The following is a 21,653-nucleotide window of genomic DNA, read 5'->3' as shown; positions in this document are numbered from 1 at the left end:
TTCAAACCCCAACAGGATTAGCCTTCTCCGGATCAATCTTGTACTGCTTGATCGCCCGGGCCACATCCTTCGCGGTCATCTTCCCTTCCTTCGCCAGCGCCGCAATCGCGGCATGGGCGATGTAGTACCGGTCCACTTCAAAGAACCGGCGCAGGTTCGCACGGGTATCCGAACGACCAAACCCATCGGTACCCAGCACGGTGTACGACATCGGCACGAACGCGCGGATCTGGTCCGCATACGCACGCACGTAGTCGGTGGCGGCAATCGCCGGGCCCTGGCGGCCTTCCAGCAGCTCGGTCACGTAGGCCTTGCGCTGCTCACCTTCCGGATGCAGGCGGTTGGCACGCTCCACGTCGAAACCATCGCGACGCAGTTCGTTGAAGCTCGGGCAGCTCCAGATATCGGCGGTCACGCCGAAGTCCTTGTCCAGCAGCTCGGCGGCAGCAATGGCTTCGCGCAGGATGGTGCCCGAGCCCAGCAGCTGCACGCGCAGCTCGCCCTTCTTCGGCTTGCCGGCGTCGGTCAGCAGGTACATGCCCTTGACGATGCCTTCGGCCGCGCCTTCCGGCATTTCCGGGTGGGTGTAGTTCTCGTTCATCAGGGTGACGTAGTAATACTCGTCCACCTGGTCTTCCATCATGCGCTTGGTGCCGTGCTGCAGAACCACGGTCACTTCGAAGCCGAAGGTCGGGTCGTAGCTGCGCACGTTCGGGATGCCACCGGCCACCAGATGGCTGAAGCCATCTTCGTGCTGCAGGCCTTCACCGTTCAGCGTAGTGCGGCCAGCGGTGCCTCCCAGCAGGAAGCCGCGGGTACGCATGTCCGCCGCCTGCCAGGCGATGTCGCCCACGCGCTGGAAGCCGAACATCGAGTAGTAGATGTAGAACGGCAGCATCGGCACGTTGCTGACCGAGTAGCTGGTACCGGCGGCCATCCACGAGCTGATCGCACCCGGCTCGCTGATGCCCTGCTGCAGCACCTGGCCGCTCTGGTCTTCGCGGTAGAACATCAGCTGGTCCGCGTCCACCGGCTTGTACTTCTGGCCGAACGGCGCGTAGATGCCGATCTGGCGGAACAGGCCTTCCATACCGAAGGTACGGGCTTCGTCGGCCACGATCGGCACGATGTGCGGGCCCAGTTCCTTGTCACGCAAGGTGATGTTCAGGCTCTGCACGAAGGCCATGGTGGTGGAGTAGCTGCGCTCGCCGCTGCTCTTCAGCAGGCGCTCGTAGGCTTCCAGCTTCGGTGCCACGAAGGTCTTGTCGGCCTTGCGGCGGCGCTGCGGCAGGTAACCGCCCAGTGCGGCACGGCGTTCCTGCAGGTACTGCACTTCCGGCGAATCCGGGCCCGGGTGGTAGAACGGCACCTGGCCGTCGGCCAGCTGCGCGTCGGTCACCGGAATGTTGAAGCGGTCGCGGAAGTGGCGCACCGCTTCGTCGTCCAGCTTCTTGGTCTGGTGGGTCGGGTTCAGTGCCTCACCGGCGCTGCCCATGCCGTAGCCCTTCACGGTCTTGGCCAGGATGACGGTCGGCATGCCTTTGGTGTTCACGGCCTGGTGGTAGGCGGCGTACACCTTGTGCGGGTCGTGGCCACCACGGTTCAGGCGCCAGATGTCGTCGTCGGACAGGCCGGCGACCATCGCAGCGGTTTCCGGGTACTTGCCGAAGAAATGCTCGCGGGTATATGCGCCGCCGAAGGCCTTGCAGTTCTGGTATTCGCCGTCGACGGTTTCCATCATCAGCTTCTTCAGGACGCCGTCGCTGTCCTTGGCCAGCAGGGCATCCCAGTAACCGCCCCACAGCAGCTTGATCACGTTCCAGCCGCCGCCACGGAACACGCCTTCCAGTTCCTGGATGATCTTGCCGTTGCCGCGCACCGGGCCGTCCAGGCGCTGCAGGTTGCAGTTCACCACGAAGATCAGGTTGTCCAGGCCTTCACGGCCGGCCAGGGCGATGGCACCCAGGGTTTCCGGCTCGTCGCTCTCGCCGTCGCCGATGAAGCACCACACCTTGCGGTCGGACTTCTCGATCAGGCCACGGTTTTCCAGGTAGCGCATGAACTGCGCCTGGTAGATGGCGGCCAGCGGGCCCAGGCCCATCGACACGGTCGGGGTCTGCCAGTATTCCGGCATCAGCCACGGGTGCGGGTAGGAGGACAGGCCACCGCCGTCCACTTCCATGCGGAACTTGTCCAGCTGCTCTTCGCTGATGCGGCCTTCCAGGAAGGAACGCGCGTAGATGCCCGGGGCGCTGTGGCCCTGGATGAACAGCAGGTCGCCCGGGTGGTTTTCGCTCGGGGCGCGCCAGAAGTGGTTGAAGCCCACGTCGTACAGGGTGGCGCCGGAGGCGAACGAGGCGATGTGGCCGCCCAGGTCACCCGGCTTGCGGTTGGCGCGGACCACGGTGGCCATCGCGTTCCAGCGGATGATCGAACGGATGCGCCATTCCAGCTCGGCATTGCCCGGGCTCTTGGCCTCGAGCTGCGGCTCGATGGTGTTGACGTACTCGGTGGTGGGAGAGAACGGCAGGTAGGCGCCCGAACGACGGGTCAGTTCCACCATGCCTTCCAGCAGCTGATGCGCGCGCTCGGAGCCCTCGACATCAATAACGGCCTTCAACGACTCGATCCACTCCTGGGTTTCCACAGGATTCGGGTCGTTGTTCAGCACCTCGTTCAACCAGTTCATTAGCGCTCCCATAACCGCACGCACGCGCGCGACTGTTGTATAGATTTCTAGACCGCAAAGTGTAGCGCACCAAGGGCTTTCGTCACTTGGCTACGCAGGCGTATGGATGCAACCGGCCAGTGTCCGCAAGGGGCTTGCCGGGCCCGCTGAAGGCCCTGCGGCGGGCCTTGTTGGCTGCGCGGGCTGTCGCTTGCGGGCCGCTGCGCCCATGTGCAGGACGCAGTGTTACCGCTGCCGATGACGGTTGTAGGGCAGCGCCATGCCCACCTGTATCGGCTCCGCGTGCTGGCGCTGAACGGACGACAACGTGTCGCACCTGCCTCTGGATCGCCCCCCGCCCTGCCCTCAGGGTAGGCCTCGAGTGTTGGCCTCGCCCGCTTCGGTCCGCCGTCTGGCCCTGCCTCACTCCCTTCCACAGTGTTTCCGGGGCGCCTCGCAAGGGGCGCCCCTTTTGCTGTGCGCGGGGCCGGCCGTGGCCCAAAACTGACCTGCTTGTGGCCGGATCGATGATTGTCGTCTTCGATATATCGATATATCGTTTGCACACTCGTTTACCGATATATCGAAATGAGCCGTACCGCTTCTCCCAGAGCCCGTTCCACCAATCCGGAAGTGCCACGCCGCAACGGCCAGCCGCGGGTGCTCAGCCGCGGCGACCTGCGCCTGCTGGTGCTGGCCCTGATCGGCGAGCAGCCGCGCCACGGCTACGAGCTGATGCAGCTGATCAGCAACCAGTTCATGCAGGCCTACACGCCCAGCGCCGGCACCATGTACCCGCTGCTGGCCAGCTTCGAGCAGGCCGGCTGGATCGAGGCCGAGGAAGTGGACGGCAAGCGGATCTTCCGCATCACCACCGCCGGCGAGTTCGAGCTGAAGGTGCAGCGCACCCAGGTGCGCCTGGCGCAGCGACGTGCCTTCGACCGTGCCCGCGAGATCACCAAGGCCTCGCTGCCGCCGCCGCTGGCCGGCGCCCTGCGCGAGTTCAAGCGGGCGCTGGTGCATCACCACGGCCGCTGGGCCGAGGGCGAGGCAGAAGAAGTAGCGGCGCTGCTGACGCGGGCGTCCGCGCTGCTCAACGGTACGGCCGGTAGCGAGAGCCAATCCTTTTCTACGACCCAGCCAGACTGAATCCAGCCAGGTCGCCCCTACGCCGCGCGCCCCCGCGCGACACCTTTACAGGTAACCCCATGACCGAACACAACAACACGCGCCTGCGCCTGGATGTGCGCTTCCGTGAACTGACCGTGCTGCGCACCGAAGAGGTCACCCCGCACATGCGCCGCATCGTGCTGGGCGGCGCCGAGCTGGCCGGTTTCGATTCGCCCGGCGCCGACGACCACATCAAGCTGTTCTTCCCCAATGCCAGCGGCGAGATGGTGCTGCCGGTGGTCACTGCCGAAGGCCGCAGCTATCCGGCCGGCAAGGAGCCCTCACCGGCCCGCGACTACACGCCGCGCTGGTGGGACCACGAAACCGGCGAGCTGGCCATCGACTTCGTGCTGCACGACCAGGGCATTGCCGGGCCGTGGGCCGAGCAGGCCAAGGCTGGCGACACGCTGGTGATCGGCGGCCCGCGCGGCTCGTTCGTGGTGGCCGACAGCTACGACGCCTATGTGCTGATCGGCGATGAAACCGCGCTGCCGGCCATCGCCCGCTGGCTGGACGTGCTGCCGGAGGATGCCGAGGTGCAGGCCTTCATCGAAGTGAGCGATGAAGCCGAACGCCAGGACCTGCCGCAGTACGAGAACGTGCGTATCCACTGGCTGGAGCGCAATGGCTTCGCCGCGGCCAGCAGCACGCTGCTGGAAGACATGCTGACCGACTTCGAGGCACCGGACGGCGATGTCTTCTACTGGATCGCCACCGAATCGCGCCGCGCCCGGATGATGCGCAAGTTCATCGAAGGCCACCTGGGCGTGCCGCGCGACTGGATCCGTTCCACCGGCTACTGGAAGGCCCACCCGGACGAAACCGACGGCGATTGACCGGGCAGCCGGTGGGTGCGGCCCCTGCTTGGTGGGTGCGGACCGTTGGTCCGCACGCCCTGCAACAGGTAGTGCCGGCCGCTGGCCGGCAACCTCATGAACCTTCGGCAGGAACCTGCAGTTGCCGGCCAGCGGCCGGCACTACCACGTTGGATGCCACCTGCCGCTTCCACCCGAACCGCTGCGCGGCCCAGATCTCCAGCGCCACCAGCAGCGCGATGATCAGCAACGGCAACAGCAGCCCGAAGTACACACCGGGCATCATGCCGTTGATCTGCGCTTTCACCAGCCGCAGCACGCCACGGGTGTGCAGCAGCTCATCAACGTGCATGGTCAGTACCTCGCGTACCACCTTGGGTTCCAGCCCAATCGTGCCGGCCTTGTCCACCAGCGTGTCTTCCACCATGCCGCGCAGCAGGCCTTCGCGCACTTTGCCGATCACCCAACCGGTGCCGCGCGCCAACGGGCCGTTGCCAAGACGATCAAGACCGGGCAACGGATGTTCGCTGAGGTAGGCCGAAGCGATGGTATCGGCCACATCCCCCACCGTGCCCTGGCTGCGCAATGCCTCGCGCATGCGCGGGTCGTCCAGCGAATCGGTGAAGCCTTCGCTCCAGCCTTCCACCAGGGTCTGCAGGTGCGGCTGGAAATGATCGAGCTGCTTGAACAGCGCGCGGTGCGCGCCAGCAGTAAAGCCCAGCTGCAGGCCGAAGAAGGCGGTGGCCAGTGGCAGCAGCACCACGTAGCTGGCCAGCAGCCAGTGATGCCAGCGCTTGCGCCGCTGCAACCAACCCCGGCGGTGCAGCCAGCGCCAGGCAAAGATGCCCAGCACCAGGCCAAGCAGCGTACCGAGCACGCTGCCGCCCAGCAGATCGAGCACGCTCAGGCCCGTCCAGAATTCGTTCAACCAGTACTGCGCGTCCTGCATGGATCTTCCTTCCGTGGGTGGTACAGCGGGCCATTGTAGAGCCGAGCCCATGCTCGGCTGCTCTCCGCCTCCGGTGGGTGCGGACCGCCATCGACTGGTGGGTGCGGACCGTTGGTCCGCACACTCCCATGCAATTGCCGGCCAGCGGCCGGCACGACCCGCCAAGCAATGCGACAATCGCGCTCCTTTCCTGCAGCAACGAGGGCCACATGGCCAAACTGACCCTGGCCAGCGTGGATGCGCTGCGTACCCGCTTCGCCGATGACGCCGCCTGCGACGCGGCACTGGCCGCCTTCGCCGACACCGCTGCCCTGCGCGTACCGCTGCGTGAGCTGGTGGAAGCACAACACCGCTACCTGCAGGCCGAATTCGAAGTGGCGCAGGTGGCCGATGTGCTGCGCCGCGACCAGAAGTACGCGCCGGTGGGCCGGCCTTCGATCAACATCGTGCAGCTGCGCAAGCAGCAGGCCGCGACCAAGCAGGCCGCGCTGATCGCACGCCAGGTGGTGGCGCAGGCAGCGCAGACCTTCGTTCGGGTGAGCGGGCTGGCGGTGAAGGCCAAGCAAAGCCCGAGCGAAGCGTGCGTGGCATGGTTGGGCGCGCTGCGCTGAACGCGCGTACCCGGTAGTGGCCAACCTTGGTTGGCCTGCGAAATGCTCGTGTGCCAACCAAGGTTGGCACCTACCAAAGCACTCTCCGGCCCTGCATGAACCGGTAGTGGCCAACCTTGGTTGGCCCGCGAAGTGCTCGTGCGCCAACCAAGGTTGGCACCTACCAAAGCACTCTCCGGCCCTGCATGAACCGGTAGTGGCCAACCTTGGTTGGCCCGCGAAGTGCTCGTGCGCCAACCAAGGTTGGCATCTACCAAAGCACTCTCCGGCCCTGCATGAACCGGTAGTGGCCAACCTTGGTTGGCCTGCGAAATGCTCGTGTGCCAACCAAGGTTGGCACCTACCAAAGCACTCTCCGGCCCTGCACGAACCGGTAGTGGCCAACCTTGGTTGGCCCGCGAAGTGCTCGTGCGCCAACCAAGGTTGGCACCTACCAAAGCACTCTCCGACCCTGCATGAACCGGTAGTGGCCAACCAAGGCGTCCCCCACGCCCAAAAAAGAAGGCCCGCTTTTCAGCGGGCCTTCTGCCTTCTCACGACGAGTGAGCGGGGTGCATCAAGCGGCCGGCTTTTCGCCGGTGGCTTCGGTGGTGATGCGGATCTTCACTTCATCGCTGACGTTCGGGGCATACGCGCCGACGCCGAAATCGCTGCGCTTCAGGGTGGTGGTGGCATCGAAGCCGGCGGCCGGAACCTTGGCCATCGGATGCTCGCCGCCGCCGTTGACGGTCACGTCCAGGGTGACCGGCTTGGTGATGCCCTTGATGGTCAGGTCACCGGTGACGGTCAGCTTGTTGGTGCCAGCGGCTTCCACCTTGGTGCTCTTGAAGGTGGCATCGGCGAACTTGGAGGCGTCGAAGAAGTCGGCGCTCTTCAGGTGCTCGTCGAACTTGGCGGTGAAGCTGTTCAGGCCGCTCAGCGGCAGCTTCACTTCCACGGTGGACTTGGTCACGTCGGCGGCGTCGTACACCAGGGTGCCTTCGACGTTGCCGAAGTGCGCGCTGGGGTTGGAGAAGCCAAAGTGGCTCCACTGGGCCAGCACGTCGGTGTGGGTCGGGTCCAGCTTGTAGGTGCCCGAGGCGATCTGGATCGCTTCGGCGGCCGGCGCGGCGGCAGCGGCATCGGCAGCCGGGGTGGCGGCCTGTTCGGTGGTGGCCGGGGCGGCAGCGTCAGCAGCCGGGGCAGCGGTGTCGGCCGGCTTGGAGCAGGCGGCGATGGCCAGGGTCAGGGCCAGCGGCAGCAGCAGTTTACGGGTGGCGCTCATCTGAGGAACTCTCCGGATCGTAGGGTGGGTACACGGTGCAGCAAGAGCCTGCCACGGGACGGCAGGCCCGAAACCGATACAGCGACTTACGCGATGCGCGCCGCTTCGTCGAACGACAGGCGCGGCAGACGCGGGAACAGGCCCGCCGAGTCACCGTAACCCAGGTTGACCAGGAAATTCGACTTGATGGAGGTGCCGGCGAAGAAGGCTTCATCCACCTTGGCTGCATCGAAGCCCGACATCGGGCCGGCATCCAGGCCCAGCGCGCGTGCGGCCAGGATCAGGTAGGCGCCCTGCAGGCTGCCGTTGCGGATGGCGGCTTCGTGGCGGCCTTCCTGCGGGCCGTCGAACCAGGCCTTGGCATCGGTGTGCGGGAACAGGTACGGCAGCTTCTCGTGGAAGTCCAGGTCGAAGCCGATGATGACGGTGACCGGGGCGGCCATGGTCTTGTCGTGGTTGCCTTCGGACAGGGCCGGGGCCAGCTTGGCCTTGGCTTCCTTCGAGGTGACGAAGACGAAACGGGCCGGCGTGGTGTTGGCGGCGGTCGGGCCCCACTTCACCAGGTCATACAGTTCCTGCAGCAGGCTGGCCGGGACCGGCTTGTCGAGGAAAGCGTTCTGGGTGCGGGCAGTACGGAACAGCTGGTCGAGGGCAGCAGCGTCGAGCGCGTGGGACATCGGTGGATCTCCAGGGCGGCTAAGGGAAGTCAGTGCCCGCGGGCGGCGCGGGGCGAAACGACGAGCCGCAGTGTAGAGTGTCGCGACTGTTGCAACACCCAGCAGGGCTGAAACGAATTAATGCCACAGGTGAAACGATCGAGCGCGCCCTGGACGGTCACGGACGGCCGTGCGGGCAATGTCCGCCAGGCGGTCGCGCTGGCCTCTGCGCTGCGCCAGGGCACCCATCGGCCGCTGGTCCTGCAGCCCCGCGCACCCTGGCGCTGGCTGTCGCCGCGGCGGCTGCCCGGTGATGTGAACGGCTATGGCGAGGCATTCGCGACGCTGGCCGCGGACGCACCGCCGCTGGCGATCGGCTGTGGCCGTCAGGCCGCCGGCGCACTGCGCGTGCTGCGCGCACGTGGCAGCCAGGTGGTGCAGATCCTCGACCCGCGCATCAATGCCCGCCACTGGGACATGGTGGTGGTGCCCGAACACGATGCCCTGCGTGGCAGCAACGTGCTGACCCTGCTCGGCAGCCTCAACCCGGTGGATGACGACTGGCTGGCCTGGGGCCGCGCCGCGTTCGCTGGCTTCAGTACCCTGCCTGGCCCGCGCACCGCGCTGCTGGTGGGCGGGCCGACGCCGCTGGCACCCTGGGACGAGACCGCGATGGTGGGCGTGTTCCAGGCGCTGGCCGATCAGATCCGCGCTGAGGGCGGCAGCCTGCTGGCCACGACTTCGCGGCGCACGCCACCGGCATTGGCCGAGATCCTGCGCGCGAAATTCTCCGACCTGCCGCACGTGATCTGGGGCGATGGTGGCGACGGCACCAATCCCTATGGCGGCCTGCTCGGCTGGGCCAACCGCGTGGTGGTCTCGCCCGATTCGGTGAACCTGCTCTCTGAGGCCTGCGCCACGCGCATGCCGGTGATGGTGGCGCTGGCCGAGACTGCGCAGGGCCGCTTGGCGCGCTTCCAGCAGCAGCTGCGCGAGCGCGGGCGATTGCAGGCGCACTGGCTGGACTGGCAGTACGACCGTATCGAGCCGCTGCGCGAGACCGCGCGGGTGGCGGCAGAAGTGAAACAGCGCCTGGCAGCGGGGTAGTGCCGGCCGCTGGCCGGCAATCCTGGGCACCTGGCATCACGGTAATGCCGGGTGCCCAGCGTTTTCTGAACATTTCGATCCGGTACCGCGGTTAGAGTCCAGCTTCCCCCATCACTCTGAACGTCTTCATGCGTACCTTGCTCCTGCTGCCCCTGGCCCTGCTCGCTGCCTGCTCCACCACGCCCACCGAGCTGGATCCGATTTCGTATCAATGCCAGCAGCAGTTGGACGCGTACCGCGAACAACCGGCGCTGCGCGATCCGAAGGGCCAGCGCCCACCGCTGCCGGTGGCCCCGATCAGCGATGCCTGCGACAAGGAGCTCCAGCGCAAGGGCGTGGATCGTCCCCTGCGCTGAGCAGCGTATGATCGGCGCGCGGGCCTGCCCGCCGTTGAAGGTATCGACATGGATCGTTTCTCCCACCTGCCGCGCGCCGCGCTGCTGATCACCAGCCTGCTGGCGACCGCACCGGCCTGGGCCAACAGCACCGAATGCCGCGAGCGCTACCCGAGCGTGGCCGCGCAGGCGGCGATGCTGGACGTGGCCTGGACCACCGCTGAGCGCCTGGACGCGCTGCCCGATGTGGACGTGGTGGTAGCCGCGCGCGGTGGCCAGGACCTGAGCCGCTACGGCCTGCGCCACAGCCACCTGGCCTTCCTGGTGCGTGAGGACAATGGCCGCTGGCGCGCGATTCACCTGCTCAACCGCTGCAAGACCGACAGCTCGCAGCTGTACCTCGAAGGGCTGGGCAACTTCGTCGGCGAGAGCGGCGGCCATACCGACCTGCGCATCGGCGTGCCCTCGGCGCCGCTGCGTGCCGCGTTGAAAGCGATGCTGGTGTCGCCGTCGATCCAGCCGAAGGCGCTGCACGAAACCAAATACAACGTGGTTGCCTACCCGTTTGCCACCGACTACCAGAACTCCAACCAGTGGGTGCTGGAAGTGCTGGCCGCGGCGATGGCGCAGACCGAAGGCGCGCCGGCCATCGTCAAGCGCGAACAGGCACAGCAGTGGCTGCGCCAGCAGAAGTACCAGCCCAGCGTGCTGCATATCGGCCTCGGCAAGCGCGTGGGTGCGCGCCTGTTCGTGGCCAACGCCACCACCACTGACCATCCGGCCGGCGAACGCATCTCCGGCAACTATTCGGTGGTGACGGTGGAATCGGTGTTCGATTTCCTGCACCAGCGCAGCCAGCTGCAGCAGGAACTGGTGATCCCTCACGTGCCGGTAGCCGGTGCTGCCGCCGCCACGCCCTGAATCCAGCAAGGAGAACGACATGCGTACCCTGCCCGCCGTCCTGATGCCGATGCTGATCGCCGCAAGCCTGGCCTGGTCCACGGCCGCTCATGCAGAGCGCCGCATCGTGATCATCCACGACCCGGGCCCGCAGGGACCGAGCCTGGAGATGTCCACGCAGATGGTGACGTCGGCCCGCGCGGCGGCGGCGAAGGAAGCCCAGGATGCCGCCGACGCTGGCCAGCCGCTGGCCCGCCCGCAGCAGATCAAGCTGCCGCAGATGCAGGTGAGCGCGATCGCCACCACCGTGGATGGCCGCCGCGAAGTGCTGCTGCGCGATGCCAACGATCCGCAGAACACCGCATCGATGCAGTACCCGCGCGGCATCGGCGATCCCGCCGTGCAGTTCACCGTGGGCCAGACCGTGAACTTCGAACCGACCGGCGCCGACCAGGGCTGGCAGCTGAAGGACAACCAGGGCCGCCCGCTGGAATACCTGCCCGAGGCCACCGGCCCGCGCGACATCTTCGATACCCGGCGCTGAGCCGCCGTCCCCACCCTGACCAGGAGGTCTCCATGTTCCGTTGCCTGCGCGTTCCCGCCACTGCCCTGCTGCTTTCGGCGCTGGTGGTGCCCACCGTCCATGCCGGCGCCGCGCCGCAGTTGAACAGCGGCCAGACCAGCGTGCTGGTCACGTCGCTGATCGTGCTGTCGATTCCGTTGGCCACGTCGATGGGACTGGCCGAACTGTCCAAGGCCCCGTTCAAGGCCAGCGAGCGCAACGGCAAGGTCGCCGCACGCACGCCGGCGGTGCCGCTGCCACCGATGGAAGTGAAGCAGGTCGCCACCACGCCAGCCGGTGATCGCCAGGTGCACCTGCAGGTGCCCGGCAAGGCCGACCAGACCGCAACGCTGCAATGGCCGGCGGCTGCAGGTGATGACCCGATTGCCGGTTTCGTCGTCGGCCAGCAGGTGCGCTTCGACCCGACCGACGCGGGTGCCGGCTGGACCGTGAAGAGCGCGCAGGGCCAGGCGCTGGCCTATGTGCCGACCGCCTATGCCGCCGGCGATGTGATGAGCGAAACGCTGTAAAGCTGAACGGCCGGTTTTGGCATTGCCGCGGGCCGGGCGGATAATGGGCGATCCCCTTTGTCCCCCTGGCTCGCCATGTCCGTGCGTCCTGCCCCTGTGTTTGCCCCGTTGACCGCCCGCGCCCTGGTGCTGGCGGTGCTGGCCATGGGCGCGGTGGTGCTGCTGTCCAACGTACTGGTGCAGTACCCGATCAACGATTGGCTGACCTGGGGTGCTTTCAGTTACCCGGTCGCGTTCCTGGTCAGCAACCTGATCAACCGCCGCTTCGGCCCGGGCCCGGCCCGGCGCGTGGCGTGGATCGGTTTCGCGGTGGCGGTGCTGCTTTCGATCTGGGTGGCCACCCCGCGCATCGCCATTGCCTCGTGCTCGGCCTTCATCGTGGCCCAGCTGCTGGACATCACCGTGTTCGACCGCCTGCGGCGTGGCAGCTGGTGGCGCGCACCGATGGTGGCCACCACCTGCAGCGCGACGGTGGATACCACCATTTTCTGGTCGATCGCGTTTGCCGGTTCGACCCTGCCGTGGGTGAGCTGGGCTGCCGGCGACCTGGCGGTGAAGCTGGCGATCGGCGTCTGCCTGCTGGCCCCGTTCCGCGCACTGTTGTGGAAGATGGCGCCGCTGCGCACCACCAGCTGACCGCCGTTGCTCTGGTAGGTGCCAACCTTGGTTGGCACGCTGTTGCCGGGGTCATGAACGCTGACGGATTGTGCCAACCAAGGTTGGCACCTACCAACAGCAGGCCAACGCTCAGATCATTGATCCGGCGGGTCATCGCCGGGCCATTGATCCGGTAGTCGCCAACCTTGGTTGGCGCTTTGCATTCATGCCAACCAAGGTTGGCATCTACCAACAGCGGGTCATCGCCGGCCAATGATCCGGTGGGTGCCGACCGTTGGTCGGCACGCCCTGCAGAACCCATCGCTGCCGACAGATTGTGCCGACCAACGGTCGGCACCTACCAACAGCGACCATCGCCGAGCCATTGATTGGGTAGCTGCCAACCTTGGTTGGCGCTTTGCATTCATGCCAACCAAGGTTGGCAGCTACCAACAGCAGGTCATCGCCGGCCATTGATCCGGTGGGTGCCGACCGTTGGTCGGCACGCCCTGCAGAACTCATCGTTGCCGACAGATTGTGCCGACCAACGGTCGGCACCTACCAACGGCGACCATCGCCGAGCCATTGATCTGGTAGCTGCCAACCTTGGTTGGCGCTTTGCATTCATGCCAACCAAGGTTGGCATCTACCAACAGCGGGTCATCGCCGGCCAATGATCCGGTGGGTGCCGACCGTTGGTCGGCACGCCCAGCAGAACTCATCGCTGCCGACAGATTGTGCCGACCAACGGTCGGTACCCACCCAAAGTTGTTGCAGCATTTGCACCCACTCAGGCGAACGGCAGCTCCGCGGCGATGCACGCGGCGGTAATCGCGGCACATGCCTCTTCAATCGCGGGCGTGGTCGGCGCCAACCGCGGGCGCCGATCCAGCGTGCAGGCCAGGCCCACGTCCAGCAGCGTGGCATGTGCTCCATGCAATGCCTGCGCCGTGTCTTCCGGCAGGAAACCGGCAACGGCCAACGCATCGATCAACGACGGCGTATCGCGCGGCTGCAGCAGCGCCGCATGCTGCGCACTGCGCGCCAGCACACCGGTCTGCAGCAGGAACTCCAGGTCCACCACGCCGCCAGCACCCTGCTTCAGGTCCAGTCGCGCGGCATCGCTGCGGTCCAGTTCGGTGCGCATGCGGCCGCGCATCTTCAGCACGTCCGCGTACAGCACACCCGTGTCGCGCTCACGCCCAAGCGTCTGCGCACGCACCTGCTCGAAGTCGGCCAACAGGCTGGCATCGCCGGCCACGCCACGCGCGCGCACCAGCGCCTGGTGCTCCCAGGTCCACGCACGTTCGCGCTGGTATTCGGTGTAACTGGCCAACGAAGACACCAGCGAACCCTTGCCACCATCCGGGCGCAGGCGCACGTCGATGTCGTACAGGCGCCCGGCGGCGGTCACCGCACCGAGCAGCGCCATCACCTTCTGCGCCAGGCGTGCATACCAGCGCCCCGGCTCCAGCGGACGCGCGCCATTGCTGGCATCCACCCCGGCCGGGTTGTCGTGCAGGAACACCAGGTCCAGATCGGAACCGAAGCCCAGTTCAAGCCCACCGAGGCTGCCATAGCCGATGATCGCGAAACGCCCGCCGGGAATCTCGCCGTGTGCGGCATGCATGTCCGCTTCGGCCATCGCCAACACGGTGACCACCACGGCCTGCGCCAGCTCGGCCAGTTGCCGCGTGCTGTCCACCGCACCCTGGCGGCCATCCAGCGTGGCCATCGCCATGCGGAAACTCAGTGCCAGCCGCGTTTCATTGAGCCAGCGCAGCGCGGATTCCGGATCTTCCACCGGCAGCACCTGCTGGCACTCGGCCAGCATGCCAGCCGCATCCGGCATCGGCCCGGATACGCGCACGTCCAGCAGTTCGTCCAGCAGCAGCGGATACGCCGCCAACCGCTCGGCCAGCAGCGCGCTGCGCGCCAGCACGTCCACCAACCGCGCCAGTGCGCTGGGCTGTTCGTCCAGCAAGGCGAGATAGCTGGTCCGGCGCAGCACCGCCTGCAACAGGCCGAGCACGCGCTTGAGCGCGGCATCCGGCTGCGGCGAACGCGTGGCCGCATGCAGCAGCGCGGGCAGCACGCGATCCAGCCGCGCACGCGCGGCATCGGACAACGACTTCACGCCGGTGCCCTGGGCGAAATCGCGTAGCGACTGGTCGGCGCCGTTGGCATCGAGGAAACCGGCTTCGGCCAGCAGCGGTGCGTTGCTGCCTTCGGGCAGGCTGCGCCAGTAGTTGGCCAGTGCATCGGGCGCGGCCTGGCCCTTGCGCGGTGCCAGCAGCGCGGCGAATTCAGTACTGACGCGCTGCTGCTGTTCGGCCAGCGCCGCGCGCAGCACCTCCCAATCCGGATAGCCCAGACCCACGGCGATGCGTTCGCGGTCGAGCGCATCACTGGGCAACACATGGGTCTGCGCGTCACGCAGCATCTGCAGGCGGTTCTCCAGGCGCCGCAGGAACAGGTACGCCTCGCGCAGCGCGCTGCCATCCTCGGGCGCGATCTGCCCGGCGGCCACCAGTGCGTCCAGCGCCACCAGCAGCCGACGCTCGCGCAATGCCGGTTCGCGACCACCGCGGATCAGCTGCAGCGCCTGGCACAGGAATTCGATCTCGCGGATGCCACCGGCACCGCGCTTGATGTCGTCGTGCAGTTCGCGGCGTGCGACTTCAGCGGTGATGGCCGCCTTCATTTCGCGCAGGCCGTCTAGCGCGGTGAAATCCAGGTAGCGGCGGTACACGAACGGGCGCAGGGTCTGCAGCCACGCCTCACCGGCCTCGATATCGCCGGCCACCGCGCGCGCCTTCAGCCAGGCATAGCGCTCCCAATCACGGCCCTCGCGCTGGAAATACTGGTCCATCCCCGCGAACGAGAGTGCAACGCGGCCGGCGCTGCCGAACGGACGCAGGCGCAGGTCGACGCGGTGGCTGAAGCCATCGACGGTGGTTTCATCCAGCAGCTTGGCCAGGCGCTGGCCGAGACGGGCGAAATATTCTTCCGCCGCCAACGGACGCGGTCCATCGGATTCACCTCCCTGCGGATAGGCGTAGACCAGATCCACATCGGAACTGAAGTTGAGCTCGCCACCGCCCAGCTTGCCAAGGCCGAACACCACCAGCTGCTGCGGGATGCCGTGTTCATCGGCGATGACGCCGTGACGCTGGGCGAATTCCTGCTGCAGGGCGTCCAGCGCCAGCCGCAGGCAGTCTTCGGCCAAAGCGGTGGCACCGGCCAGAGTCTGCGCCACGTCGTCCAGACCGGTCAGGTCACGCCAGATCAGCCGTGTGGACATCGCGGTACGCCAGCGCCGGATCTGCGCCGGCCAGTCGCTGGGCTGCAGCGGATCGAGCACCGGCGCTGGGATCGGCGGGCAGCCGGGCGCGGCCAGCTGTGCCAGCAAGGCCGGTTGCCGCACCAGGGTGTCCAGCGCGAAGTCGCTGGCCACCGCCAGCCGGGTCAGCAGCGGCAGCAGGTTGGCCGGGATGTGCTCGGGCAGGACCTGGGCCAGGCGCGCCAGAGCGCGGTCGACAAGAGGCTGCAGGGAGGCGGGCACGTCAGCGGGGGCGAGGGTCATGGGCTGATTGTATCGACCCGTTAACGCCGGCCGCTGCCCAGCGAATCCGATGACCCGGTAGTGCCGGCCGCTGGCCGGCAGATCCGATGATCCTGCCGAAGGTTACTGGGGTTGCCGGCCAGCGGCCGGCACTACCGATAATGGAGACCGCGTATTCATACTGGACGACAGGCAATAAAAAAGCCCGCTTGCAGCGAACTGCCAGCGGGCTCTGCTCCCTCCCCCACGTCGGGATGCAGGTCCATCGTGCGGGCTGCGAAAGCACTTTGCACGCTGCACTGCAAAACAAAACCGGCGGGTTTGGGTGACCCCTGCGGGAAAAGCCATTCCACGAAGGTAGAACCCCCCGTACGGATGAGGATGGCCGATAATCGGAATTCCCCCAAGCAACACGTGTCGTCATGTCTGTTGATCGCATCGCCAACGCGCGTCTTCGTGACCGCGTGGTCTCCGCAGAGGCCGCAGCCGCGCTGATCCAGCCCGGTGAAACCGTGGCCATGAGCGGCTTTACCGGCTCCGGGTATCCCAAGGCCGTTCCCGTCGAACTGGCCCGCCGCATCGAAGCGGTGCATGCCCAGGGCCAGCCCTTCCAGATCAGCCTGATGACTGGCGCCTCCACAGCGCCGGAACTCGATGGCGCGCTGGCCAAGGCCGATGGCATCGCCATGCGCATGCCGTTCCAGAGCGACCCGGATGCGCGCAACCGCATCAACGAGGGCAAGCTGGATTACATCGACATCCACCTCAGCCACGTGGCCCAGCACGTGTGGTTCGGTTTCTATGGCGAGATCGATACCGCCGTGATCGAAGTCTCGGCCATCCGCGAAGACGGTTCGCTGGTGCCCTCCACCTCGGTCGGCAACAACAAGACCTGGCTGGACCTGGCCAAGAAGGTGATCGTCGAGGTCAACGAATGGCAGCCGGCCGGCGTCGACGGCATGCATGACATCTACTACGGCACCGCGCTGCCGCCGCACCGCAAGCCGATTCCGCTGGTGAACGCCAACGACCGCATCGGCGACACCGCGCTGCGCTGCGACCCGGACAAGATCGTGGCCGTGGTGCGCACCAACGGCCCGGACCGCAACAGCCCGTTCAGCCCGATCGATGCGACCAGCGAGCAGATCGCTTCGCACCTGATCGAGTTCCTGCAGCACGAAGTGAAGAAGGGCCGCCTGCCGCCGAACCTGCTGCCGCTGCAGTCGGGCGTGGGCAATATTCCGAACGCGGTGCTGGCCGGCCTGGCCAAGAGCGGCTTCCGCGACCTGGCCGCGTTCACCGAAGTGATCCAGGACGGCATGCTCGACCTGCTGCGTGACGGCGTGCTGAGCTATGCCTCGTGCACCGGCTTCGCGCTGAGCCCGCAGGCCAACGAGACGTTCAAGGAGAACATCGATTTCTACCGCGAGCGCATCATCATGCGCACGCAGGAGATCTCCAACCATCCGGAACTGGTGCGCCGCCTCGGCTGCATCGGCATGAACGGCATGATCGAGGTGGACATCTACGGCAACGTCAATTCGACGCACGTGATGGGCACGCGGATCATGAACGGCATCGGCGGTTCCGGTGACTTTGCCCGCAACGGTTTCCTGTCGGCGTTCCTGAGCCCGTCCACCGCGAAGAACGGCACCATCTCGGCGATCGTGCCGATGGCCAGCCACGTGGACCACACCGAACACGACGTGTCGGTGATCGTCACCGAACAGGGCCTGGCCGACCTGCGTGGCCTGACCCCGCGCAAGCGTGCGCAGGTGCTGATCGACAACTGCGCGCACCCGGATTTCCGCCCGCAGCTGCAGGACTACTTCGACCGTGCCAGCCGCGAGAGCTACGGCAAGCACACCCCGCATCTGCTGCCGGAAGCGTTGTCGTGGCACCAGCGTTGGCTGGATACCGGCACGATGAAGAGCTGAGATCCGGAGACTCTGGTAGAGCCGGCCGCTGGCCGGCTCCCCAGAACAGCCGGCCAGCGGCCGGCTCTACCTTCACGCGGTGCGCAGCGCCGCCAGCGACTCAGCCTGCAGCCGCTCGTAGATCTCGAACTCGTCATTCACCGCCACGCCCAGCGCCTGCTCGAAGGCCTCGCGGTTGGCGTGTGCGGCATACGCACGCTGTTCTTCGCCGCCCAGGTTCGACTGGAAGATGCCCGCCGCACTGACCGGCAGGAAATCCTCATAGACGATCGGGTCGGCCGTGGCCAGGCCGGCGGCCACCAGCACTTCGGCGGGCAGATCGGCCACGCGCTCCGGCGCGGCGCGGCCAGCGTCGGTCAGCTGGTAGCGGTAATAGCCCAGTCCTTCCTGGCGCAGCGTGTCATGGTCATCCGGGAAGCTGGCGAACACCGCCTGCAGGCGCTGGCCGTAGTCGCCGCCGGTGCTGCCTTCGCCACCGGCATCGCGGGCCTGCGACAGCAGCTGGTCGTACAGCGCGCGGCCCTTCGGGGTAAGCGCAAGGCCCCGCTGTTCGATCTCGCCGAAGCGCGCGGTGTGGGTGCCGGCATCGCCACCCTCGCTGTCCGGGAAATGCACGGCTTCTTCCAGTGCCTTGAAGCTGGTCTGCCGCAACAGGATCGGGCAGGCACGGCGCGGCGGACCTTCGATCACCGCCTTGGCGGCCATGCCATGCTCGATCATCGCCGCCTGCGCCGCGTCGATATCCAGCGTACGCGGGGTCAGATGGTTGATGTGCGGGCCACGGAAGCTGACCACGTCGGCCACCAGGCGATGCGCGTTGTGCAGCGCGTGGTAGGTCGGCAGGTCGACCGTGGCATCGCCATGCCAGCGGAAGGTTTCCAGTGCTTCCTCGACGAAGCGCTCGGCATCGGCCTGCGAGAGCCCGCCGTCACGCTCGGCCTGCTCGATCAGCGCCAGCGCGCCCTCGGTGAAGATGCGGCGACGTGCAAGGATCTTTGCCGATTCGGCACGCAGCGCTTCGTCTTCGATCAGCTCCAGGCGCAGCAGCGAGGTGAACACGCGGAACGGGTTCTGCGCCAGCGCGGCGCCGGTGAGCGGGCGGAACGCGGTGGAGTGCACCGGCACGCCGGCCACCGACAGGTCGTAGTAGCCGACCGGGTACATGCCCATCACCGCGAACAGGCGGCGCAGCGTGGCCAGTTCCTGCACGGTACCAACGCGGATCGCGCCGTGGCGCTCTTCATCCAGGCGCGCACGCTCGTCGTTGCGCTGCAGCTGTGCGGCCAGCGCAGGGTCCTGGTCAAGCACCTGCGCGTTGATCCGCTCCACCAGTTCCACCAGCGTGCCGTACAGCGGCACTTCGGTGCGGTACATGCGGGACATGGCCTGCGCGAACAGGCGGCGGATCATATCAGGCGAAACGAAAGAGGCGCTCATCAGTCACTCGATTACGGGAACGGGGAACAGCTCGAACCCGTATTGTCGCCGGAGCGCGGGGCCGCGGCGATATGCAGAGCAACATGAAGGAAATCGGTAGTGCCGGCCGCTGGCCGGCAACCTCCGGATGCCTGGAAGGATGCAGTTGCCGGCCAGTGGCCGGCACTACCGCTTGAGCTGGCGCCTCAGGGTGGCATCCAGGGTGATCGGCCGGTCCCAGTGCTGGTAGCTGGCCACGATGGCATGGCGCACGGCGCGGTAATGCAGGTTGTCCGGCTTGGCCGGCATGCGCTTCACCACCGCCTCCCAGCCGCCCTCCGGGTCCTGGCTGAAGGCGCGCACGCTGTCGCGACAGGTCTGGCCGCTGGCCTTGGCCCAGAAGCAGGCGAAGTAGATATCCCCGGCCTGCCAGCCATGGGTGGTGAACAGCGCGCTGATGTAACCGCGCGGCACCTCGGCATAGCGCGACACTTCGTCGAGGAAGGCGTCGGGGTAGCGTTCGGCGTAGTGGTTGATGTCCTGCAGCTGGGCATCGACCCAGCGGTCACCGGTTTCCACCGTGTAGGCCGCCGAACGCTTGGCGGTCTGCTGGGCCAGCACGATGGCCGGCACCAGCAGCAGGGACAACAACAGCGCGCGCAGTCGGACGTTCATGCCACGATTCTGCCGCAGCCGCCGGGTCCTGTCAGGCCGCCGCCGAGGCCTTGGCCTCGATCGCGGCCAGTGCGGCCGGCCAATCATGGGCGGTATCGGCAGTGACCATGCGCGGTTCGTCGTCGGCCACGCCGTGCTGGGTCTCGTGGGCCCAGGTCACCGCGTACGGGGTATGCACGCCCCAGCCACCCAAGGTCACCACCGGCTCGATGTCCGAGCGCAGCGAGTTGCCGACCATCACGAAGCGCTGCATCGGCAGGTCGAATTCGGCCAGCACGCGGGCGTAGGTCTCCGGGTCCTTCTCGGAGACGATCTCGATGCGCGGGAACAGCTCGGCCAGGTTGGCGACCTTGATCTTCGCTTCCTGGTGGAACAGGTCGCCCTTGGTGATCAGCACCACTGGATAATCTTCGGCGATCGCAGCGACTGCTTCACGCACGCCGTCGATCAGCTCGACCGGGTGGCGCAGGGTGTCGTGGCCGATGTCCAGGATGCGCTGGATGTCCTTGGCCTCGATGCGCTGGCCGGTGATGTCGATGGCCGCTTCGATCATCGACAGCGTCATGCTCTTCACGCCGTAACCGAAGGTGCCCAGGTGGCGCTGCTGCACTTCCAGCAGGTGGCGCGCGGTCTGCGTGTCATGCACGTCGACGTAGCGCGACAGCAGGTCAAGATAATCCTGCTCGGCCTTGCGGTAGTAGTCCTCGCTCTTCCACAGCGTATCGTCACCGTCAAAACCGACCAGGCCGATGGCGCGCGACGGCGCAGGCGTGGGGGTGTTCATCGCACAAGGATACAGGGGTGCTGGTGACGATAAAAACCCGGGCGGCCGCAGCCGCCCGGGTCCCCATGCACCGGTCTTCCCGAATCAGGCGTGGATCAGCGGCCCTGCGCCGCGCCGGCACCTGCACCGGCCTGCTGGGCGGCCACGTAGGCCTTGTACTCGTCGGCGCTCAGCTCGCCGTCCTTGTTGGTATCGGCCTGGTCGAACACCTGGGCCAGGCCTGCGTTCACCTGCGCCTCGGTCTTGCTGATGGTGCCGTTGCCATCGGTATCGATGCTGGCCCAGGTCTGGCCACCGCCATTGGCCTGTGCCGAAGCCGCTGCGGCCGCGTTGGTCGCCTGGTCAGCCGCCTGCCCTGCCTGTGCCGCCGACTGCTGCGCCTGCGCGGCCTCGTTCTGTGCCTGCGCGGCCTGCTGCTTGGCCGACTGGGCCATCGCCGGAATGGCCAGCACGCTGCCGGCGGCGACGATCAGGGCGATCAGGGGCTTGCGGTTGCGAATAGTCATCAGGGGTGTCTCCTACCAATTGGGTGGTGTTGCGCGGCGTGTTGTCTCCGCACGGCACCTACCCTGCCACCGCGTTTCTGAATCGATTTTGCCCCGCGACCGGCGTCAACACGCACGATTAACCACTCGCCTACGCGCATGCTTTAGCGCGGTGGTTAGCACGAAGTGAGTGGCTCATAAGCTGCGCATTCAGCGCTGCCTGATTTAACCGGCAGCGAACAAAAAACCTGCGTCAGTCGACGTTCTGAGCCGATGACCGCGAACTGAACACCACCCAGCCGAGGGCAACACCGGCGAGCGCGCCGGCGATTTCCAGCACCACGCGGCTGCCGAGTTCGTTCGGATCGTGGATGGTGGCGAGGAAAAGGCGCGCATACAGGGGCGACTCCAGACGCACGATGCCCATGTAGAACAGCTTCCAGGCATCGATGCCGGCGGAGATGATCACGGCGATGACGCAGGACCAGCCGATCGCGTGGCCAACCGTCCAGTGCAGGAGCCGGCACAGCTGCGACCACAGGAAGTACACCAGCAGCCCGACCAGCAGGGCAATGGCGCCCGCTTCGAGGGTACCGAGCAGGCCGAAGTGCAGGGGAAGGTTCATCG

The 21,653-nt window shown here is 66.7% G+C and carries 20 protein-coding genes; 10 read left to right on the top strand and 10 right to left on the bottom strand.

What is annotated here, in order from left to right; genetic code table 11:
* Window position 1 precedes the first annotated feature (1 nt).
* Complete coding sequence (gene aceE, locus ACSYS9_RS02045) at window positions 2-2,689, bottom strand: pyruvate dehydrogenase (acetyl-transferring), homodimeric type (protein ID WP_004139606.1); 2,688 nt, start codon at window positions 2,687-2,689, stop codon at window positions 2-4.
* Between the two features lie 567 nt (window positions 2,690-3,256).
* On the opposite strand from aceE, the gene ACSYS9_RS02040 reads away from it, so the two are divergent.
* Both ACSYS9_RS02040 and ACSYS9_RS02035 read left to right on the top strand, forming a co-directional pair.
* Complete coding sequence (locus tag ACSYS9_RS02040; RefSeq protein WP_049399094.1) at window positions 3,257-3,817, top strand: PadR family transcriptional regulator; 561 nt, start codon at window positions 3,257-3,259, stop codon at window positions 3,815-3,817.
* A 59-nt stretch (window positions 3,818-3,876) separates the two neighbouring features.
* On the top strand, window positions 3,877-4,674 hold the full coding sequence (locus ACSYS9_RS02035) for a siderophore-interacting protein (protein ID WP_049462941.1): 798 nt from the start codon (window positions 3,877-3,879) through the stop codon (window positions 4,672-4,674).
* Between the two features lie 94 nt (window positions 4,675-4,768).
* Here ACSYS9_RS02035 and ACSYS9_RS02030 read toward each other — a convergent pair whose 3' ends face one another.
* On the bottom strand, window positions 4,769-5,602 hold the full coding sequence (locus ACSYS9_RS02030; RefSeq protein WP_049462942.1) for a hypothetical protein: 834 nt from the start codon (window positions 5,600-5,602) through the stop codon (window positions 4,769-4,771).
* A gap of 209 nt (window positions 5,603-5,811) precedes the next feature.
* On the opposite strand from ACSYS9_RS02030, the gene ACSYS9_RS02025 reads away from it, so the two are divergent.
* Window positions 5,812-6,213, top strand: a complete 402-nt coding sequence (locus ACSYS9_RS02025; protein ID WP_049462943.1) for a hypothetical protein — start codon at window positions 5,812-5,814, stop codon at window positions 6,211-6,213.
* A gap of 556 nt (window positions 6,214-6,769) precedes the next feature.
* On the opposite strand, the gene ACSYS9_RS02020 is transcribed toward ACSYS9_RS02025, so the two are convergent.
* On the bottom strand, window positions 6,770-7,477 hold the full coding sequence (locus ACSYS9_RS02020; RefSeq protein ID WP_080356579.1) for a YceI family protein: 708 nt from the start codon (window positions 7,475-7,477) through the stop codon (window positions 6,770-6,772).
* An 86-nt stretch (window positions 7,478-7,563) separates the two neighbouring features.
* The gene (locus ACSYS9_RS02015; RefSeq protein ID WP_004139510.1) at window positions 7,564-8,154 is read right to left on the bottom strand and encodes a malonic semialdehyde reductase; all 591 of its coding nucleotides are present in this window, start codon (window positions 8,152-8,154) and stop codon (window positions 7,564-7,566) included.
* Between the two features lie 120 nt (window positions 8,155-8,274).
* On the opposite strand from ACSYS9_RS02015, the gene ACSYS9_RS02010 reads away from it, so the two are divergent.
* The 6 genes from ACSYS9_RS02010 (at window position 8,275) to ACSYS9_RS01985 (ending at window position 12,203) form a co-directional block, all read left to right on the top strand.
* Window positions 8,275-9,240 (top strand): mitochondrial fission ELM1 family protein, encoded by a 966-nt coding sequence (locus ACSYS9_RS02010; RefSeq protein ID WP_049463237.1) that lies wholly within the window; start codon window positions 8,275-8,277, stop codon window positions 9,238-9,240.
* A gap of 128 nt (window positions 9,241-9,368) precedes the next feature.
* Window positions 9,369-9,596 carry a hypothetical protein gene (locus ACSYS9_RS02005; protein WP_004139505.1) on the top strand — a complete coding sequence of 76 codons (228 nt, stop codon included), beginning with the start codon at window positions 9,369-9,371 and terminating at the stop codon, window positions 9,594-9,596.
* A 48-nt stretch (window positions 9,597-9,644) separates the two neighbouring features.
* The gene (locus tag ACSYS9_RS02000; protein WP_049463236.1) at window positions 9,645-10,496 is read left to right on the top strand and encodes a DUF2145 domain-containing protein; all 852 of its coding nucleotides are present in this window, start codon (window positions 9,645-9,647) and stop codon (window positions 10,494-10,496) included.
* A 19-nt stretch (window positions 10,497-10,515) separates the two neighbouring features.
* Window positions 10,516-11,019, top strand: coding sequence for a hypothetical protein (locus tag ACSYS9_RS01995; RefSeq protein ID WP_049463238.1), 504 nt, complete (start codon window positions 10,516-10,518; stop codon window positions 11,017-11,019).
* A gap of 32 nt (window positions 11,020-11,051) precedes the next feature.
* Entirely contained in the window at window positions 11,052-11,567 is a 516-nt protein-coding gene (locus tag ACSYS9_RS01990) for a hypothetical protein (protein WP_004139500.1), read from the top strand.
* 75 nt (window positions 11,568-11,642) lie between these two features.
* A complete protein-coding gene (locus tag ACSYS9_RS01985; protein WP_004139497.1) occupies window positions 11,643-12,203 on the top strand; it encodes a queuosine precursor transporter in 561 nt (186 codons plus the stop codon).
* A gap of 751 nt (window positions 12,204-12,954) precedes the next feature.
* Here the strand turns inward: ACSYS9_RS01985 and glnE are convergent.
* Entirely contained in the window at window positions 12,955-15,750 is a 2,796-nt protein-coding gene (gene glnE, locus ACSYS9_RS01980; protein WP_049462168.1) for a bifunctional [glutamate--ammonia ligase]-adenylyl-L-tyrosine phosphorylase/[glutamate--ammonia-ligase] adenylyltransferase, read from the bottom strand.
* Window positions 15,751-16,151: 401 nt separating this feature from the next.
* Here glnE and ACSYS9_RS01975 point away from each other — a divergent pair, with 401 nt between their 5' ends.
* Window positions 16,152-17,666: an acetyl-CoA hydrolase/transferase family protein gene (locus tag ACSYS9_RS01975; RefSeq protein ID WP_049462169.1), complete on the top strand. Its 1,515-nt coding sequence runs from the start codon at window positions 16,152-16,154 to the stop codon at window positions 17,664-17,666.
* Window positions 17,667-17,738: 72 nt separating this feature from the next.
* Here ACSYS9_RS01975 and hglS read toward each other — a convergent pair whose 3' ends face one another.
* From hglS to ACSYS9_RS01950, 5 genes are all read right to left on the bottom strand, one after another.
* The gene (gene hglS, locus ACSYS9_RS01970; protein WP_049462170.1) at window positions 17,739-19,103 is read right to left on the bottom strand and encodes a 2-oxoadipate dioxygenase/decarboxylase HglS; all 1,365 of its coding nucleotides are present in this window, start codon (window positions 19,101-19,103) and stop codon (window positions 17,739-17,741) included.
* A 165-nt stretch (window positions 19,104-19,268) separates the two neighbouring features.
* Window positions 19,269-19,757, bottom strand: coding sequence for a hypothetical protein (locus ACSYS9_RS01965; RefSeq protein ID WP_049462171.1), 489 nt, complete (start codon window positions 19,755-19,757; stop codon window positions 19,269-19,271).
* Window positions 19,758-19,788: 31 nt separating this feature from the next.
* Window positions 19,789-20,541, bottom strand: a complete 753-nt coding sequence (locus ACSYS9_RS01960; RefSeq protein WP_049462172.1) for an HAD family hydrolase — start codon at window positions 20,539-20,541, stop codon at window positions 19,789-19,791.
* A 95-nt stretch (window positions 20,542-20,636) separates the two neighbouring features.
* On the bottom strand, window positions 20,637-21,047 hold the full coding sequence (locus ACSYS9_RS01955; protein WP_004139214.1) for an EF-hand domain-containing protein: 411 nt from the start codon (window positions 21,045-21,047) through the stop codon (window positions 20,637-20,639).
* A gap of 232 nt (window positions 21,048-21,279) precedes the next feature.
* On the bottom strand, window positions 21,280-21,651 hold the full coding sequence (locus ACSYS9_RS01950; protein WP_032968343.1) for a hypothetical protein: 372 nt from the start codon (window positions 21,649-21,651) through the stop codon (window positions 21,280-21,282).
* Window positions 21,652-21,653: the final 2 nt, after the last annotated feature.

The sequence above is a fragment of the Stenotrophomonas sp. STK17_22 genome, assembly GCF_051983905.1.
GTDB classification, from domain to species: Bacteria; Pseudomonadota; Gammaproteobacteria; order Xanthomonadales; family Xanthomonadaceae; genus Stenotrophomonas; species Stenotrophomonas maltophilia_A.
The sequence above is the reverse complement of the archived record's forward strand: the minus strand, read 5'-3'. Positions and strand labels throughout refer to the sequence as shown.

Excerpts from the sequence above, each read along its gene's own strand:
- ACSYS9_RS02000 (WP_049463236.1), top strand. The coding sequence starts at position 9,645 with ATGGATCGTTTCTCCCACCTGCCGCGCGCCGCGCTGCTGATCACCAGC.
- ACSYS9_RS01975 (WP_049462169.1), top strand. The coding sequence starts at position 16,152 with ATGTCTGTTGATCGCATCGCCAACGCGCGTCTTCGTGACCGCGTGGTC.
- ACSYS9_RS02040 (WP_049399094.1), top strand. The coding sequence starts at position 3,257 with ATGAGCCGTACCGCTTCTCCCAGAGCCCGTTCCACCAATCCGGAAGTG.
- ACSYS9_RS01960 (WP_049462172.1), bottom strand. The coding sequence starts at position 20,541 with ATGAACACCCCCACGCCTGCGCCGTCGCGCGCCATCGGCCTGGTCGGT.
- ACSYS9_RS01990 (WP_004139500.1), top strand. The coding sequence starts at position 11,052 with ATGTTCCGTTGCCTGCGCGTTCCCGCCACTGCCCTGCTGCTTTCGGCG.
- ACSYS9_RS02030 (WP_049462942.1), bottom strand. The coding sequence starts at position 5,602 with ATGCAGGACGCGCAGTACTGGTTGAACGAATTCTGGACGGGCCTGAGC.
- ACSYS9_RS01955 (WP_004139214.1), bottom strand. The coding sequence starts at position 21,047 with ATGACTATTCGCAACCGCAAGCCCCTGATCGCCCTGATCGTCGCCGCC.
- hglS (WP_049462170.1), bottom strand. The coding sequence starts at position 19,103 with ATGAGCGCCTCTTTCGTTTCGCCTGATATGATCCGCCGCCTGTTCGCG.
- glnE (WP_049462168.1), bottom strand. The coding sequence starts at position 15,750 with ATGACCCTCGCCCCCGCTGACGTGCCCGCCTCCCTGCAGCCTCTTGTC.
- ACSYS9_RS02020 (WP_080356579.1), bottom strand. The coding sequence starts at position 7,477 with ATGAGCGCCACCCGTAAACTGCTGCTGCCGCTGGCCCTGACCCTGGCC.
- ACSYS9_RS02005 (WP_004139505.1), top strand. The coding sequence starts at position 9,369 with ATGCGTACCTTGCTCCTGCTGCCCCTGGCCCTGCTCGCTGCCTGCTCC.
- aceE (WP_004139606.1), bottom strand. The coding sequence starts at position 2,689 with ATGAACTGGTTGAACGAGGTGCTGAACAACGACCCGAATCCTGTGGAA.
- ACSYS9_RS01985 (WP_004139497.1), top strand. The coding sequence starts at position 11,643 with ATGTCCGTGCGTCCTGCCCCTGTGTTTGCCCCGTTGACCGCCCGCGCC.
- ACSYS9_RS02015 (WP_004139510.1), bottom strand. The coding sequence starts at position 8,154 with ATGTCCCACGCGCTCGACGCTGCTGCCCTCGACCAGCTGTTCCGTACT.
- ACSYS9_RS02010 (WP_049463237.1), top strand. The coding sequence starts at position 8,275 with ATGCCACAGGTGAAACGATCGAGCGCGCCCTGGACGGTCACGGACGGC.
- ACSYS9_RS01965 (WP_049462171.1), bottom strand. The coding sequence starts at position 19,757 with ATGAACGTCCGACTGCGCGCGCTGTTGTTGTCCCTGCTGCTGGTGCCG.
- ACSYS9_RS02025 (WP_049462943.1), top strand. The coding sequence starts at position 5,812 with ATGGCCAAACTGACCCTGGCCAGCGTGGATGCGCTGCGTACCCGCTTC.
- ACSYS9_RS01950 (WP_032968343.1), bottom strand. The coding sequence starts at position 21,651 with ATGAACCTTCCCCTGCACTTCGGCCTGCTCGGTACCCTCGAAGCGGGC.
- ACSYS9_RS01995 (WP_049463238.1), top strand. The coding sequence starts at position 10,516 with ATGCGTACCCTGCCCGCCGTCCTGATGCCGATGCTGATCGCCGCAAGC.
- ACSYS9_RS02035 (WP_049462941.1), top strand. The coding sequence starts at position 3,877 with ATGACCGAACACAACAACACGCGCCTGCGCCTGGATGTGCGCTTCCGT.